This is a genomic window from Vibrio sp. NH-UV-68 (assembly GCF_042940635.1).
Classification (GTDB): domain Bacteria; phylum Pseudomonadota; class Gammaproteobacteria; order Enterobacterales; family Vibrionaceae; genus Vibrio; species Vibrio pacinii.
Genome location: NZ_CP134975.1, coordinates 2,023,158 through 2,039,548, shown reverse-complemented (window position 1 = coordinate 2,039,548; position 16,391 = coordinate 2,023,158). Strand labels below are relative to the sequence as shown.

General features: G+C 43.7%; 13 protein-coding genes and 1 other RNA gene. 8 read left to right on the top strand and 6 right to left on the bottom strand.

The window, feature by feature from the left end; translation table 11 throughout:
* Nucleotides 1-8: 8 nt before the first annotated feature.
* The gene (locus ViNHUV68_RS09220) at nt 9-1,079 is read right to left on the bottom strand and encodes a PLP-dependent cysteine synthase family protein (RefSeq protein WP_038172832.1); all 1,071 of its coding nucleotides are present in this window, start codon (nt 1,077-1,079) and stop codon (nt 9-11) included.
* Nucleotides 1,080-1,195: 116 nt separating this feature from the next.
* Between ViNHUV68_RS09220 and ViNHUV68_RS09215 the strand changes: the two genes are divergently transcribed.
* A complete protein-coding gene (locus ViNHUV68_RS09215) occupies nt 1,196-1,678 on the top strand; it encodes an Lrp/AsnC family transcriptional regulator (RefSeq protein WP_211252979.1) in 483 nt (160 codons plus the stop codon).
* A 58-nt stretch (nt 1,679-1,736) separates the two neighbouring features.
* Here the strand turns inward: ViNHUV68_RS09215 and tesB are convergent, their stop codons facing one another.
* Nucleotides 1,737-2,597, bottom strand: coding sequence for an acyl-CoA thioesterase II (gene tesB, locus ViNHUV68_RS09210; protein ID WP_038172830.1), 861 nt, complete (start codon nt 2,595-2,597; stop codon nt 1,737-1,739).
* Nucleotides 2,598-2,787: 190 nt separating this feature from the next.
* Between tesB and ViNHUV68_RS09205 the strand changes: the two genes are divergently transcribed.
* Nucleotides 2,788-3,216, top strand: coding sequence for a YbaY family lipoprotein (locus ViNHUV68_RS09205; protein ID WP_038172829.1), 429 nt, complete (start codon nt 2,788-2,790; stop codon nt 3,214-3,216).
* A gap of 20 nt (nt 3,217-3,236) precedes the next feature.
* Here the strand turns inward: ViNHUV68_RS09205 and ViNHUV68_RS09200 are convergent, their stop codons facing one another.
* A complete protein-coding gene (locus ViNHUV68_RS09200) occupies nt 3,237-3,539 on the bottom strand; it encodes a DNA base-flipping protein (RefSeq protein WP_391087598.1) in 303 nt (100 codons plus the stop codon).
* A 49-nt stretch (nt 3,540-3,588) separates the two neighbouring features.
* On the opposite strand from ViNHUV68_RS09200, the gene ViNHUV68_RS09195 reads away from it, so the two are divergent.
* The 3 genes from ViNHUV68_RS09195 (at nt 3,589) to ffs (ending at nt 6,717) form a co-directional block, all read left to right on the top strand.
* A complete protein-coding gene (locus ViNHUV68_RS09195) occupies nt 3,589-4,329 on the top strand; it encodes a hypothetical protein (protein WP_391087596.1) in 741 nt (246 codons plus the stop codon).
* 154 nt (nt 4,330-4,483) lie between these two features.
* Nucleotides 4,484-6,493 (top strand): diguanylate cyclase domain-containing protein, encoded by a 2,010-nt coding sequence (locus ViNHUV68_RS09190; protein ID WP_391087594.1) that lies wholly within the window; start codon nt 4,484-4,486, stop codon nt 6,491-6,493.
* Between the two features lie 127 nt (nt 6,494-6,620).
* Nucleotides 6,621-6,717: signal recognition particle sRNA small type (gene ffs, locus ViNHUV68_RS09185), an RNA gene on the top strand.
* Between the two features lie 880 nt (nt 6,718-7,597).
* On the opposite strand, the gene ViNHUV68_RS09180 is transcribed toward ffs, so the two are convergent.
* On the bottom strand, nt 7,598-9,226 hold the full coding sequence (locus tag ViNHUV68_RS09180) for a P-loop NTPase fold protein (protein WP_391087592.1): 1,629 nt from the start codon (nt 9,224-9,226) through the stop codon (nt 7,598-7,600).
* A 179-nt stretch (nt 9,227-9,405) separates the two neighbouring features.
* Between ViNHUV68_RS09180 and ViNHUV68_RS09175 the strand changes: the two genes are divergently transcribed.
* From ViNHUV68_RS09175 to ViNHUV68_RS09165, 3 genes are all read left to right on the top strand, one after another.
* Nucleotides 9,406-10,377, top strand: a complete 972-nt coding sequence (locus ViNHUV68_RS09175; RefSeq protein WP_391087590.1) for a hypothetical protein — start codon at nt 9,406-9,408, stop codon at nt 10,375-10,377.
* Nucleotides 10,378-10,456: 79 nt separating this feature from the next.
* Nucleotides 10,457-11,296 (top strand): REP-associated tyrosine transposase, encoded by an 840-nt coding sequence (locus ViNHUV68_RS09170; RefSeq protein ID WP_391087587.1) that lies wholly within the window; start codon nt 10,457-10,459, stop codon nt 11,294-11,296.
* Between the two features lie 64 nt (nt 11,297-11,360).
* A complete protein-coding gene (locus tag ViNHUV68_RS09165; RefSeq protein ID WP_391087585.1) occupies nt 11,361-11,660 on the top strand; it encodes a Fis family transcriptional regulator in 300 nt (99 codons plus the stop codon).
* A 154-nt stretch (nt 11,661-11,814) separates the two neighbouring features.
* Here ViNHUV68_RS09165 and ViNHUV68_RS09160 read toward each other — a convergent pair whose 3' ends face one another.
* Both ViNHUV68_RS09160 and ViNHUV68_RS09155 read right to left on the bottom strand, forming a co-directional pair.
* On the bottom strand, nt 11,815-14,547 hold the full coding sequence (locus ViNHUV68_RS09160) for a nitrate- and nitrite sensing domain-containing protein (protein ID WP_391087582.1): 2,733 nt from the start codon (nt 14,545-14,547) through the stop codon (nt 11,815-11,817).
* A gap of 361 nt (nt 14,548-14,908) precedes the next feature.
* The gene (locus tag ViNHUV68_RS09155) at nt 14,909-16,384 is read right to left on the bottom strand and encodes a Na+/H+ antiporter NhaC family protein (RefSeq protein WP_038172815.1); all 1,476 of its coding nucleotides are present in this window, start codon (nt 16,382-16,384) and stop codon (nt 14,909-14,911) included.
* Nucleotides 16,385-16,391: the final 7 nt, after the last annotated feature.

Below are 16,391 nucleotides of genomic sequence, written 5' to 3'. Positions count from 1 at the left end.
TAAAATGCTTATGCGCTCAGCTCACCTGTGGCTTCAAAGGTTTCAAGTTTTGCCAGATAAGGTTGCAGATCGCCAATATTGTCTTTGATCCACTGCTGGTTGTAATAAGTATCCAAATAACGCTCACCGCTGTCACACAGCAGTGTCACAATCGAGCCCTTTTCACCACGTAATTTCATTTCACTGGCGAGTTGTAAAACGCCATATAAATTGGTGCCCGTGGAGGCCCCCACTTTACGTCCTAATATTTTCTCTAGCCAGTGCGCCGTGGCCACCGAGGCCGCATCTGCGATAGTGCGCATTTCATCGACTACACCAGGAATAAAACTTGGCTCGACACGAGGGCGACCAATCCCTTCAATTTTGCTGCCACATTCGCCGATGAGATTTTTGTTGCCAGTGCGAAAGTAGTCGTGAAACACTGAATTCTCAGGGTCAACAACGCATAGCTTCGTGTCGTGCATTTGATAACGAATAAAGCGGCCAATGGTTGCTGATGTACCGCCAGTTCCTGGGCTCATGACCACCCACGCTGGAATAGGGTGATCTTCTAATTCCATTTGGCTAAAAATAGAGTTAGCAATATTGTTGTTACCGCGCCAGTCGGTGGCACGTTCTGCGTAAGTGAACTGATCCATGTAGTGGCCGTTGAGCTCTTTCGCAAGGCGACGCGACTCGGCGTAGATTTGATCTGAGCGGTCAACTAAATGTGCCTGACCACCATAAAATTCAATCTGTTCGATTTTTTTACGTGCGGTACATTTGGGCATCACTGCAATAAACGGCAGCCCGAGAAGTCGTGCGAAGTAGGCCTCAGAGACGGCAGTACTGCCAGATGATGATTCAATAATCGTGGTTTCTGGCCCGACCCAACCATTACAGATGGCATAGAGAAACAGTGAACGTGCCAGACGATGTTTGAGCGAACCGGTTGGATGTGTACTTTCATCTTTAAGATAGATATCAATGCCGGCAACACTGGGTAAATCAAGCTTAATTAAGTGAGTATCAGCGCTACGCTGGTAATCGGCTTCAATTTTACGTACCGCGTTGTTAATCCAGTCATGATCAGTACACATAGGTTTTCTCCTTAGAATCGTTATAGAACTAATTTATCGATTGTTGCAGAGAAAAACTTTGCTTTTTTTGCTTCCATTTGCTTTATTTGGAGAATTATTTTCTCTTTTGTGTCTGTATGGAAATTGAATTAGATAAGATTGATCGAAAAATACTCGATCTATTACAAAACGATGCCACCTTGTCATTAAACGATCTCGCGGAGGCGGTCAATCTAACCACGACACCGTGTTGGAAACGGCTCAAAAAGCTTGAAGAGGCGGGGGTGATTCAAAAGCGTGTCGCTTTGCTCAATCCAGAGAAATTGGGTCTGTCTTTCACCGCTTTTGTACTGGTCAAAACCAGTGACCATTCCCATGAGTGGTATCGTCAATTTGTTTCTACCGCGTGCGAGTTTCCTGAGGTGATGGAGTTTTACCGCATGGCCGGTGAGTATGACTACATGTTGAAGGTGTTAGTCAAAGATATGCACTGTTTCGACCGTTTCTACAAAAAATTGGTTAATTCTGTCGCTGGTCTGTCGAATGTCACGTCTACTTTTGCTATGGAGCCGCTGAAGTATACGACCGCGCTACCGATTAGTAGCGAAGGCTCACAGTAACCACATTGAATCGCTTATCACCACTGCGCCCACGACAATGAGCGCAGCGGTATTGATGCTATTGGTTAAAACGCATAACGCCTTCTTGCACTGCTGAGGCGACTAAGTCACCAGCACGATTATAAATCTCTCCTCGTACTAAACCGCGCGTGTTCGATGCGGTCGGGCTCTCGATCACATACAGTAACCATTCATCCATCTTGAATGGGCGATGGAACCAAATCGAGTGGTCAATAGTGGCAACCTGGAACTTAGGCGTCATTAGCGAAACACCGTGCGGAAGCAGCGCCGTGACTAAAAACCCCCAGTCAGATGCATAACCGAGCAAATATTGGTGAATTAACTGATCATCAGGTACTTCACCATTCGCCTTGATCCACAGATATTGTTTTGGCTCTACTTTTTCTGGTTTGAGTGGGTTAACCACTGTCACTGGGCGCATTTCAATCGGCTTCTCACCGCAGAACGTCTTCTTCATTTTTTCTGGTAAGAACGCCTCGATTTGAGCGGCTAACTGTGATTCTGAGGCAAAGTTTTCCGGCCCGGGGATATCTGGCATGGTGTTTTGATGCTCAAAACCCGGGGCTTCACCATGGTATGAGGCAGTGAGATAGAAAATTGGCCGACCATTTTGAATCGCTTTGACACGTCTGGTACTAAAACTGCGTCCGTCACGCAGGTTTTCAACATCATAAATAATGGGCTTTTCTGGATCGCCAGGGTAGAGGAAGTAGCTGTGAAACGAATGTACCGTGCGATCGGCATCAACGCTATAACGAGCAGCCGAAAGCGCTTGGCCAATGACTTGCCCACCATAAACTTGAGGCAGACCCAAGTTTTCACTTTGACCTCTGAAGAGGCCCTCTTCGAGCTTTTCTAATTGCAGTAAGTCTAATAACTCATTGAGAGGTTTACTCATTATTGAACCCTTGATTTGATATTATGCAGATATTCTACGCCTATTAGTGACAATTAAAACAGCGGCTGCGACGAGATTGTCATCGTGGCGTAATTTGGGTCAGAGTCTTGTTAATTCACCGTCACTACCATGACATTAGTATAGCGACTACCTATAATTAATTATAATTTAATAAGTTAAGTGAGGTTTTATGAAAAAGTCATTAGGCTTGATTCTAGCCGTTGTGTTCGGGGGCGTATTGGTTGGCTGCCAAAACTCAGAGCAGGAAGCGCCGCAAGCGAAGATCGATCATGTTACTGGTATTGTTGCTTATCGTGAGCGCATTGCATTACCTGATGACGCCGTGATTACCATCAAACTAGAAGATGTCTCACTTGCCGATGCTCCGTCTAAAGTGATTGCTAAGCACCGGTTTGAAAGTAACGGCGCCCAAGTCCCATTCGAGTTTGACCTTGCTTACGACACCAGTAAAATTGAAGCACGCCATCGTTATAGTGTGAGTGCGCGAATTGAAGTTGATGGTCAACTGCGCTTTATCACCGATACCTCATACCCAGTCATTACGGACGCTAACCATACTGAAAGTGTTAACTTACGCTTGGTAGGCGTCGGTAACTAACGCGATTACAATGGCAGCGCTTACGGCTGCCATTGGTATTGCCGCAGCGCGATTTTTCCATCCGGTGACACGGCTACTCCCTCTGCCATCAAGGCTTGCCGCTGCCGATCAAGATCTTGTCCTTGCAAAGAAATACGTCCTTGGCTGTTAATGACCCGAAACCAAGGCAGTTTGCTGCCATTGGGTAAGTGACTTAATGCTTTACCAACATGACGGGCGTAACCAGGGTAACCTGCCATTTTCGCCACTTCACCGTAGGTTGTTACTTTACCAAACGGAATTTGGTGAATTACAGCAAAGATTTGGATTAAAAACTGATCCATAATGAAAGTGTCCTAGTTCAAGTTTCCAAGGAATGGATAAGGAGAGGGCATGATATTTTCAACATTTCAATTCGTTATTACTACACTGCTTGCCATCGTATGTGCACGCGCTATCAGTATAAGTGCAGGTGATATTCCTGTCTTGGCTCTGATTATCCCTGCGTTATGGATTTTACCACAAGGCGGCGTCATCGGCCTGACGCTTCTCGCCGCCATGACTAGCTATGGTTTAACTTTACCTCATCAACCCTTCACGTTATCGGTTAGCTTATGGATTCTATTTCCTTTACTGATGGTGGCATTCTCAAAACGCAGTAGTATCACTGTAATTTTAACCAGCCTGCTGATTGTTAGCACGCTCTTGGTCGGGATCATGGTGACACAGTCAGCGGGCAAGTTAAGTGGTGAGCCGATAGTCACCATTATTCAAACCTTAGCCATTGCCGTTGTATGGTGGTCTGCCTCTCGCTGGCAACCTTCACGCAAACACAGTTGGTGGGCGTTGGGTTTAATACTGCCACTTTGGATGGCTGATTTACCCTATGCGGCGTTAATTGCATTATGTGTAACGGGTATGATTGCCTCAATGGAAAGCTTGTCACGCCTGAAAACATTCCGCTGGAGTAAGTTATTGTGTTGGACCTTGCCTACGGTGGGGTTTGCAGCTTTGGTTGTGACGCCGGGTATTGAAGTGCCTAATCCGGTATTCGTGGTCTGGTTATGTTTGCTCGCGACCGCGTGGATGACCGATTACATCATACGCAGCGTTGAAGAGCAGCAAGACATTTAAATCATCAATAACAATGCCTATTATATTGGCTTGGCATATGAGTGCTGTTGTGTCAGAATTGGCCGAATTTTGCGCGTTATTGAGTAAAGGAACACTGGCAGTAATAATACGCAGAAACAGGGCTAAATAATTATTCAAACAGGACGACAGTACGATGGCTCTTTTTTGGCGGACGATTGGGTTTCTTCTCTCCTTTATCCTGCTTCCTTGCTCTTACGCAAGCATGACTTACAAAGTAGGGATAGAGGCTGACGATATCGTCACGCGGATTCTGTTTGATGAGGTGGCTGAACATTTTGATCTGAATGTTGAGTACATCTACTATCCAAGTTTTGATGCGATCTTAAATGCAGTTGAACGTGGAGAAACTGATTTTGCCGCTAACGTCACTTATACAGACCAACGTGCTACGCGCTTTGATTTTTCTAGCCCGACTAACATTGAATATACCTACCTATATAGTGTGACCGAAGCAACGCTTGACACAGCGCATGTTATTGGTGTGCCGAAAGGGACTATTTACGCCGATTTGGTTAAAGCTAATTTCCCCCATATTAAGCAAATAGAATATAGCGGTCATCAACAAGCCAGAGACTTGATTGAATCAAGAATGGTAGACGGTGTCATTGATGCCATAAACCAGCTTAAGCCGATGTTGATGGCAGGGTTTGATGCTCAGTTACTCAATCATCAACTGTCGATAAAGCCAGTTTCTATCATTGTGCCAAAGCACCAACATCAAGCGTTACTGACGAATATTGTTGAATACGTGCACAGTGCCGAAATGCAAAAAATGTTGCGTGAATCTGTTAAAGCGTATCAGTTTGAGATCCGGCAACAAGCGTTGAGACAGTCGGTCATCGACAGTGAGCTTAATATTAACCGTCAGTATCGAGTCAAACTGCATAATGTTGGTCAATATGCCGAGTATCAAAGTAATGGTGAGATTAAAGGCATTAGCGCCGATGTGGTTCTGCAAGCCTGTGACATTCTACTTCTCAACTGTGACATTGTAAGTACTGCCGACGAAACTTGGGAAAGTATGTACAGTGATCTAATTGAAAAGCGTATCGACATTCTTGGCCCAATCGTTATTTCTGAGCAGCGAAAAGCATTAATCGAGTTTAGTAACCCTTACTACTTCCCCAAAGCGATCATGATTAAGCGCGAAGGCTATAAGAATGGCGTGTACAGTAATGTGTCAGAATTGATCGTTGAACAGATCGGGGTGATGAAAGATGACTTTTTTGAAGCACTATTGTCGCAGCTATTACCTAATAAACAACTTAAGTCTTATTCCAGTACTGCGCAAATGTACAATGCGCTACTTAGCGGTGAAATCAGTTATATGGCGATCAGTCGCGCCAACTTCAATAAAATGATGCGTGAATCAGGCGACATCATTCCACTTGAAGAAGATGTGTCGATTGGTCACTTTTACCAGTCAAATATTGCGATTGGCTTTGCTAAAAACCGTGTTGGAGAAGCTTTGGCACCCCTGTTTAGTCGCGCGATAAAAATTATCGATACCGAGCAAATTATTGATAGGTACGATTATCATCCCAATTGGAAAGCAACCTTACAAGCGGAGCAAGCCTTCTCACGCCAACGCCAAATTCTATTTATGCTAGTGCTCGGGTTTTTGATTGTGGTCGCGATGTATTTGCATAGTCAGTCCAATACTGATCCGCTGACGCGAATGAAAAATCGTCGCTCAATGCATCAAAAATACCGTAGTGGCGTGAACGCTGATGACACGGTGATCTATCTTGATGTGAATCGTTTCAAGCATATCAACGATACCTATGGCCATGAGATTGGTGACCAAGTGCTTAAAAGTGTTGCGACTTACATTGAGCGTGTGTGGCACGGACATAGCTTTAGGATCGGTGGCGATGAATTTATTTTAATTGGCAAAGTCAACCAAACTCGAGCCAATGACTTATCCAGCAAGCTACAGTTAATTCCTTTTGCTTCAGACGATGGTCAGCTTTGTTTCAATATCTCGATTGCGATAGGTGTTTCTATGCCGAGGGCCAGTTTTATGAGCTTGCAAGAAGTTTTGAATGAAGCGGATGAAGCGATGTATCGACATAAACAAGACTCAAGAGGGGAGCCGCTCGCGATGTCAGGTGATGAGAAAATCGTCCATTACCTACGATAACGGTTATTGACTAAGCAGTTGAATAGAAAAGGTAGACTTTATTGCTTTGAGGGCTTGAAATAGAGCCGAGTATGGCTGATAATCCCCACACTTCTTAGCCATGCTAAGAAAACAGAATCTATGGAGGCCCTGGTCCTCCCGCAACAATAACTCGTGAACTCGGTCAGGTCCGGAAGGAAGCAGCCGCAGCGAGTGACTTGTGTGCCGGGATGTGGCTGGGGCTTCCACCCATTTGAAAGCCTGCAATATATGTTCGCATAAATTGCAGGCTTTCTTCATTTTTGCAGCATAACTCTTCATGGCCTAATCCCAAACCCTGTTGTTCGACTTACTGTTCTTAATATTTAGAACTCTAACTATGTGGCTATGCTTAGTCGTTCACGACAGGTCCCACACTGTAAGGTTTCAGGTGTTAACGGGAACCAACGGGGTCAGGTCTTGCCTTTTGCTTTTTGAAGAGAATGATCTAGCTTTTTTAGCTAGGCCATTTTTATTTAGGGAAGAAAATGAGTAGACCACTACGGATAGAACATGCAGGTGCTTTGTATCATGTCACCTCACGAGGTAATGTCAGACAGCCGATTTATTTAGATGTGCAAGACTTTGCGTTGTTTATTTAAGTCTTAGGTCAGGTGTGCGAACGATTCAATTGAGTCATACACAGCTATTGTTTGATGACCCCGTATTTGCTCATTAATTGGCTTCTTTCAAGAACGTAGAGAGAATTGCCTAGTACTCAGAAGACTTGTTGGCCATGAGAATGGCAGCATTACTGATGATGTCTATGGTGGTGACGTCCCAATCAAGTTGCTAAAAGAAAAGATCGACCAGTATGACGTGAGTGATGTTTTGGCGGGTGTACTACCGTTCAAGGTAGCAACCAATTAGTTGCTGTTATTTGATCGTCCACTTTTCTGAGTAGAGTAGAGGAGGTCGTTGGTGTAGGAGTCTCGTTTAACACGCCTTTGGCCAGAACCTTTTCAGTGGCTTTACCTATTGGATGTGCCAAAGCCTAAAAGAAGTCTTGTATTCAAACGGGCATGTGCTAAACGGGGAGTTTGTTATCCCCAAGCAGAATGTTGGGGATATACCGAGGTTGGAAGGTTAATCATCTTCGGCTAATTCAATGGAATCCAATGCGGATGATAAATCAACGAGATCTTTGTAAAAATCGAAACTTTGCCCACCTTCATTATGCAGTGCCATATACTCAATGGATACCCATAAATGGCCGGAGGTTAGTGACATATTATTTTGTCTTTGCTGATTTGCTGCGGCTTGTATTTTCTGGTCAGAATGGGAATCATTCGAAGAAGTTAAAAATGAATTTATTTCAATAAGATAAGATTTGAGCGAACAAGTATATCTACCGTCTTTCCAACGATTAGACGTTGTCGTCATCGGTGAAAATGAGAAGTATTGATGTAATACGCTTGGTTGGAAATATAAAGTAATTAGTTTTTCGTTAAACTTACGTTTTCCTATGAAATCATTAATTTCAGTTCTTCCTGTAGGCAGGTGGTGAGGGGTTGAACACATTTCTTTATACAGGTGTGTATGTTTTTCTTTTAAGGACAGTAAGAAAGTCAGATAAATAATATCAACTACAACATTGGCGCTGAGATTATCAATAATAGCGATGAGTCTGTTTGTAATTTGTATGCTTTGCCTTGGTGATAAGGACATTGCCTCAAAAACTGCCGTGACAATTTGGAAATTTGCATTTTCCTCTTTTCTACGAATAGATATAGGGTAAACAGTTAAATTGAGTGCATTAAAGTGTTCGCTCTGAAGTTTAAGAACATCGCAATGGGTTTCCAGTAAATTCGCGAAACTGGGTTCTTGCAAGGTGCACCTACTGTTAAAAAATCGACCTAGATACGTTCTTGCATCAAACCCTTCACCATAGATAGCTTTTACTGCATGTTGCAGTTGTTCCGTATCTGTACCTACAACAAATACTACACCGGGAATATCAAAGATATGCTTGATGGTTTCGAGCATTTCCACCGCATAGCTAGGGCGACAGCGGTCAAGTTCGTCAATAAAGATAAATGCTGGATAGCCAATCATTTTCTTAGATTGAGCTGCTTCAATCCATTGTCCTACTGACTTTTTCAGGCTTGCAATGGCATCACTTTTGGCATCGTGCTCATCAAGCAGGTATTGCACAAGCTTTGAAGCTGCTGCACCCATATCGATATCGTTACCGTCAGCATCTTTAATTGTTTCACCAACAACACCTTCATCGGCCGCTTCCATTATTGCCACTGGGTCGATACCCATATAACGTTTTGCCAATACGCCAGCAGCGCTTGGGAGAGCAGCTTTAAGTAAACCTAGCGCTTTTCTCGGCGCTTTGAACAACAGATCATCTTCTGCTTTCCCAGCCTGTTCCCTAAGTTGCTTAGTCATTGATGAAATCACCGTCATTAACGGGTCATCAGAATAATCCTGCTTCCATGCGTCAACGTAAACGACTGGGTAGTAAGGCTTTAAATTTTCGTACCAACGTTTAAGAAAGTAGGTTTTACCAGAACCCCATTCAGAGTTTAGGTTCAGGACGTAGTTCTGTTTTTGCTCGTCTTTTTCTTTCGTTGCATCAAAACCTTGGTCAGCAAGAAAGTTCGTTAAGAATTGTGCGTATTTAGCACGGTCGAGTTTATCTGCGGGGCATTGTTCACCAAGTACTGTGACGTCTTCTTTCCATTCGATTTTAAGTGTTTTATCCATAAACTGATGCTGTCCTTAGTGTGTGATCCGCTCTGTTTAAATTTGGTTAGGTATTGTGCAATGATATGAGTATTATGTTGTTAATGTTAATAAATTTAGATAGCTAGCTATGAATAGTTTCCTTTCTTCGGTGTATATCGAGGTCATGCCATGAGCTATCCACCAATAGAGGTTGCGCTATGAAAGCCATTATCGATTCTTTATCGTCTGAAGCCGTCTATCGGTTGAAGTCCCCATTGATAGGTAGCTTTATTTTCGCGTGGTGTATCATTAACTATAAGTTTTTACTGGCATTTGTCCTTTCAGAAAATGCAGCTCGTTTGGAATTAATCAATGATTTACCAATTGGGTGGGTTAACGGAATTATCTATCCAATAATGTTCGCAATAGGGTACATGTTTTTTGTGCCATTGTTCCAATGGCGCCTTGATATTGTTAAGTATCAACTAATTGATAAGCGTCGTACTGAGACCCTAAACAAACAGCTGTTAGACAAATACCAAGGACAGTCTTCTGTAGCCAAAGAAAAAAGTCGCACAACAGCAGAATACTGGTCGGAGTTGCACCGAAACCATGTAGAAAGCGCGGGCAAGAAAATTGTCGATTTAAAGGCTGAGATAGCTAGGCTTTCAAGGTTATTGTCTGAACAAGAAAGTCAGTTGACTGCAGAGAAGACTAACTATGAAAAGCTGTTTAACAGCGATCAGACCAATGCACAATTGTTACAGGATACAAAGAAAGAGGTAGAAGAGTTAAACGATAAAATTGATTCTATGCGTAAAGATTCATCTACATTGAGGAAAGCAGTAGACTCTGCTTTGGCAGAAATTGAAAATTCAGATGATGAGCTTCTTCCCACTAATTTCTTTAACTCAGAGTATGAAGCAGTAGTTATCCGAATGAATAATTTGACGAAACGTTTGTTGACTGACAACCATTTCAATAATAGCCAATCTCTACAAAAGAAGTTGCTTGGGGTAATGCATGAACAAAATAGTGAGTTGAACAGCACATTTGAGGCTATAGAGGATAGAGTTGAAAAATCTACGCAGGCATATAATAAGGCTTTGAATATATTAATTGCTAACCGACACGGGATACCTAACGTCAAGTTTAGTCCTGAATTGTTTGTACAAAAGTTCAAAAGTTAATGGGGTCAGGTCTTGCCTTTTGCTTTTTGAAGAGAATGGTCTAGCTTTTAGCTAGGCTATTTTTGTTTAGGGAAGAAAAGTGAGTAGACCACTACGGATAGAATATGCAGGTGCTTTGTATCATGTCACCTCACGAGGTAATGCGAGACAGCCGATTTATTTAGCTCAGCAAGACTTTGCGTTGTTTATTGAAGTCTTAGGAAAGGTGTGCGAACGATTCAACTGGGTCATACACAGCTATTGTTTGATGACTAATCACTATCACTTGTTGGTAGAAACGCCCGATGGCAACTTAAGCAAAGGGATGAGGCAACTGAATGGCGTATATACCCAAAAATTTAATCGCAAACACCAGCGTGTCGGGCACTTGTATCAAGGGAGATACAAAGCCATCTTGGTCGACAAAAACTCTTACTTGCTTGAAGTGGGGAGATATATAGTGTTAAACCCCGTTCGCGCTCATATGGTGGATTGCCCCTCGGAATATGAATGGAGCAGTTGGCCTTTTTTAATGGGCTCTAAAGAGGCACCAACTTGGCTTTCAGTTGAGCAAACACTGTTGTTATTTGGTAAGCAAAAGAAGTCCGCTAGGCTAAAGTACCAAGAGTTTGTTCTGTCTGGGATTGATAAACCGTTATGGGATAACTTGCGCCAACAAGTATTTTTGGGCAATGACGATTTTATTAGTGAGCGTCTGAATAAATCGAACATAGATGAAGGTGATATAAAAGAAATTCCAGCCAATCAAAGAAGACCAAAACCACTCCCCCTAGATCAATACTTAATGCGCTATGAGACACGCAATGAAGCTATAGAAGCTGCCTTTAGTAGTGGTGGGTACACCCAAAAGCAATTGGGTCAGTATTTTGGCTTGCACTATTCAAGAATCAGCCGGATAGTGTCAAAAGGCAAGACCTGACCCCATGAGTGGGCAATGTTGACCGAAAATCTTTATTAAAGGTGTTAAATAGGGAGTTTGCTTGATGCGTAAATCAGATAAGAAGACCGAAAATCAAATTAGAGAAGTGTTAACCGAAGTTTGTGAAGATACGTTAAAAGGCTACGATGGTTTCCTTTGGGTGACTCATACGGTCAAATACTCTTCTTTTCCACAGAGCTTGAAAATTGTCTGTGTATTCGACACGAATCAAGATAGAGCAAACTTTTTAGTGGGAGAAGGGCCGCAGCATGTCTCAACAACTATCCAAATGGCGTTTAATAAGGTTGGGGTCCAATTTAAGAACGTAGACAAGCAAATCAGTTACGATACTCAGCTCGATTAAATTCACCAATTGTTGTTGTGGCTATCAAACAGCGCAGCTACGCCTTGCTCAAACTCGTCGCTGATGGTTTGCACAAACACAAGTATACCTTGAGGAGCATCGCCAAATGCCTTTAGCATTGCAGAGCGACTTAACTCTTTTCAATCAGTTTGAACTATCTATCGTTTGCATTAGATACCTGAGACTCTTCAAGTTGCACCGAATCGTCAATTGCACGACAAAAATTGTCAAAGTTATCCATTAACGCATCTTTGAAACTTTGTTCTTGCAGCGGCTTAGTTAACACTGCATTGGCCCCTGCTTGCAAAAAGTCTCGGTGCGGCTCGTCAAATACATCTGCGGTATACGCGAAAATGACCACATCGCTGTGTAACTTTTCTCGAATCAAGCGCGTGGCTTCGATACCGCTGATCTCTGGCATATGGTTGTCCATTAATACCAGATCGAAGGTTTTTTTCTCCAACATATCGATCGCGATTGTGCCGTTTTCAGCAAGCTCTACATGAAAACCAAACTTCTCACAGAAGCTCTTGGCCACAATACCGTTTACCCGGTTGTCGTCGACGATCAACACATCCAGGTCGGTTAAACACTCGACACTGTCGTGTTTGACAGAGTCGACGTCAGAGTTGCCCTTGACGGACTCCCACTTAACGGGCACGGTCACAGTGAATGTTGAACCATTCTCTTCGCTACTCTTAAGAAAGACTTGGCCATGCATTAAGCCAACCAGTCTACTCACAATGGCCAAGCCCAAGCCTGTTCCTCCAAATCGCCTAGTGGTAGAGGAGTCTGCTTGCTCAAATGAGTTAAAAATAAATGCTTGTTTATCTTCGGGAATACCGATCCCGGTATCGATCACGGAGAGCACCAGATGGTTCATCGCGAAATTCAACTGAACATAAACCTTTACGCTGCCTTGTGAGGTAAACTTGACCGCGTTGCCAGTCAAGTTATACAGGATTTGGGTCAGTCTTGATTTATCTGCCCAAACCCTGACATCTGACGGGACATTATTGATGGTTTCTAAGTCGATTTTCTTGTCCGTGGTAAGTTGCGATAACGGCACGATCACAGGCTGTAACATCTGCTCGACATTAAACCATTCGGGCGAGATACCGAGTTTATTCTCTTCTATCTTCGAGTAGTCGAGTACATCATTTAGCAAAGAGAGTAGGTGCTGACCAGATTCTAATATGATGTTGGCGTGCTCTTGAATTTTAGGCTCTAAGGTTTCTTGCTGAATGATTTTCGCCAATCCAAGCACCCCATTCATCGGCGTTCGTATTTCATGACTCATTGTAGAAAGGAAATTGGCTTTGGCGCGCACGGCGGCTTCGGCTTTTTCTACATTTTGCGTCAATCGATTTGCTAATTCGACACTCTCCGAAATATCATGTTCTACGACAATAAACCCGTCTAGGCTTCGAGCATGATCGTAAATTGGTACGATAGAGATTTCGCTCCAGGTAGGAGGGTCGGACTGCTCGTCTCTGAGTAGTTTAATACGTTGGTATTGCTTCGTGTTGATGGCAGCGTGTAATTGTTCGATGGTTTGTTGTTGTTGCGGCCCAATGGTATCAATGTAGTTCTGGCTAACCAGTTCCTTGTGTGTGCGGTTCACACGCTGCTCAAATGCTCGGTTGACCCAGGTAATATTGAGGCGCTCGTCAGTGAACAGCACAGAATCTCGGATGTGTTTGGCAACTTGTGCAAGCAGTCGGTTTTCGGTTTCCTTTCCTAACAGTTGCTGCTGTGAAGTTTGCAACTCTTCCAACAGATCATTAAGTTGTTTCGCAATGCTGCCTAGCTCATCTGAGCTCACTACCTCACAACGCGCCGATAGGTCATTGCTTGCGGCTTTGGTGATGGTGTCATGGACAGATGCCACTTGTCTGTTGATAGTATTAAGTAGACGAACACTCACAAAGAAGGTGACTGAGACCACCACCACCACCACCAAAACCAGCAGCCATAAACTACGCTGGGCATCTGTTATCATACTTTGTGACAGGCTGAGCAACTTATTGATGTTTAGCAACTCCTCCTCGTGGAGAAGATCAATCCTGACCGTCGCGGCGTCAAACCAGTCTCTGGAATTTTTTTCCAAGCGCCCTGACAACGCGCTTTGTCGATACTGCTCGACCATCTGCGATGCCTGCGATAGCAGAATAATGTCGAAGCGGCGATTGGCATCAGGGCTTGCGTAGTTCTGAAATGTCGCGAAGTGGGTAGCTTGCTGGCTCAATAAGCTGAGGAAATGTTCGTATCTGCCCAAAGAAAACGCGCCTTGAGCGAAGGTATTACTTAACACTGCTCGCTCGATCCCTGCATGCTCTTTACCTTGCATAAAATACAGTAGGGCTGCCAACATTCGGTTTACCTGGGCATCACTTGATTGTTTCGCGGTAATCGTAGGTACCGTCAGTAGCAGACTATTAAGTTCGGTATAAAAGTCTAAGGTTTGCGTTAAAGATAGCTCGCGATTTAGCAACTGTTTGCGCACATTGACAATGGCTAAAGAGGCGAGCTCAAACGATCTCAACGCCACGCCAATTTCTGGAAACTGACTAAACTCGCTGTCGCGATCGCTCACAAAGCGTTTTAGTACTGCTAATTTCTCATCAGTCAGACGATACTGGGACGCAAGGCGATCTTGAAACTCGCCCGTACTGGAGCCTAAAAAGCCTGCCGAAAGCCCACGCTCTTTTTGAATTTCGTGTATAAGATCACTGCTGGATGCGGTCAACTCAACCAGAGAAGCAACCGTTTCTGCATTGCGAATCGATTGTAAGACATCTTTAGAAACACTTGCTGCAAACAATAACACCACAACAACAACGTTCAGCACAATAAGAGATATTTTGGAGCGGATTGTTTTATACATTCATAAGTCACTGGAAAACCATCTACCCAAAAAGTATAGGGGAAAATTAGTACTTTACCTGTATGTCGAAGCTACTCCGACTGCCTCAAAAAAATAAGTTTAATCTCAAAAGGCGGCACAAAAAGGCTCAGGTCTTGTATTTTGCTTTGTGGTGGAAACGGTTTAGCGTCCTAGATTTTTATTAAGAGAAGAAAAGGGAGTAGAGCATTACTGCCTAGTTTGCTGGTTGACCTGAACTCGGGATAAGAATAAAAGGGAACTAAAAAGTGGTTTATTGCAAGTAGAGGTGAAGTGCATAAAGCCACAATAGTTACTTGTGGCTTTATGCATTTAAACTTATTTAGTCGTTACCGTTTTTCGCCTAAGCTACTGCTAGGAAGAAAATAACAGTCGCCACAATACCAATAAGAGCATAAGGGAACTGGGTTGTTGCGTGTTGCATTGAAGTACAACCAGAACCTTGTGCGGACAGAACGGTCGAGTCACTAAAGAAGCAAGAGTGGCTGCCTGCAGCAGATGCCGATAGTAGAGCGGCTATCGTTAGATGCAGCGGCACACCAAGTTGTTCGCCTAGTGGTAAAACAATTGGCATCGCAACCGCAAATGTTCCCCAAGAAGATGCCGTAGCAAATACCAGTGCTCCAGTAATCATAAAGATAATTGCAGGGAAGTAAGATACCGATAGGTAAGGGCTAACGGTTTCAATCACGTACTGAGTCACACCCAATGAGTCATTGACGGATTTCAACATAAAGCCACCGATAACTGTTGCCAAAGGTAGCAGCATGACTTTAATGCCATCGTAAACCGCTTCGAACATATCGTTCATTGAAATCAGTTTTTGCGCGCCGTAGAAGCAGATGGTAAAGATCAGTGCAACAAAAACACCAGCAAGTAGGTCGATACCGAAGTACCAACTGGCGGCAACAAGCACAATCATTGGTAATAGGAAGTTGATAAGTCCCATCATTGGATTGGTGTGGGTTGATATATCAGCGCTGAAATCGACATCAGTTGCACCGTCTGGACGTACTTGACCATTCTTCGCGCGCTGTTCAGCCTGTTTCATCGCCCCCAAGTCTGGAATCTTTTCCATCGCAACCAACAGTACAATCACCAAAGTCACCCAACCATAGGCCATGTACGGAATCGCTTCAATGTAGGTTTTGATACCTTCCCCTGCTTCTGCCACGCCATTTGACTCTAGCAATGAGCTAAAGAAAATTGCCCAAGTAGAGATTGGTACAAGGATACAGATAGGCGCAGCCGTTGAGTCGACTAAGTAAGAGAGTTTTTCACGAGAGATTTGGTAGCCGTCTGTCACTTTCTTCATTGAAGATGAAATAGCGATGGCGTTAAGGTAATCATCAATAAAGATCAGAATACCCAAAGCAAACGTCATCAACATGGATTGCTTACGGCTTTTTACTTTAGTCACCAGCATGTCGGAGAAGCTTAAGATACTGCCGCCTTTCTCCAACACGGCAATCAAGCCACCCATCAAACCGCACACTAGGATGATCCAAGCGATAGTTTCGTCCATCATTACGCTCATTGAAATATCAACGATTTGCTCTACTGCCTCGGTTGGATTGAGAAGTAGAACCCCCGCAATGGCGCCGCTAAACAGTGCTTCTACCGTGCGGTGTGTCGTTAGAGCAAAAATGAGCACCAGCGCAGTAGGTAGAAGGCCGATCCAGCCATAAGCTTGCCCCTCTTGGTGGTTCAGCCCGATAGTCGTAAAAAATACGAACGTTGCGACCGAGATAAGAGAGATAATAATGTGTTTAGTGTTGATCTTAAGCGGCGCATCCATCGCCTTTGTTTGCGTAGTCATAAAGTAC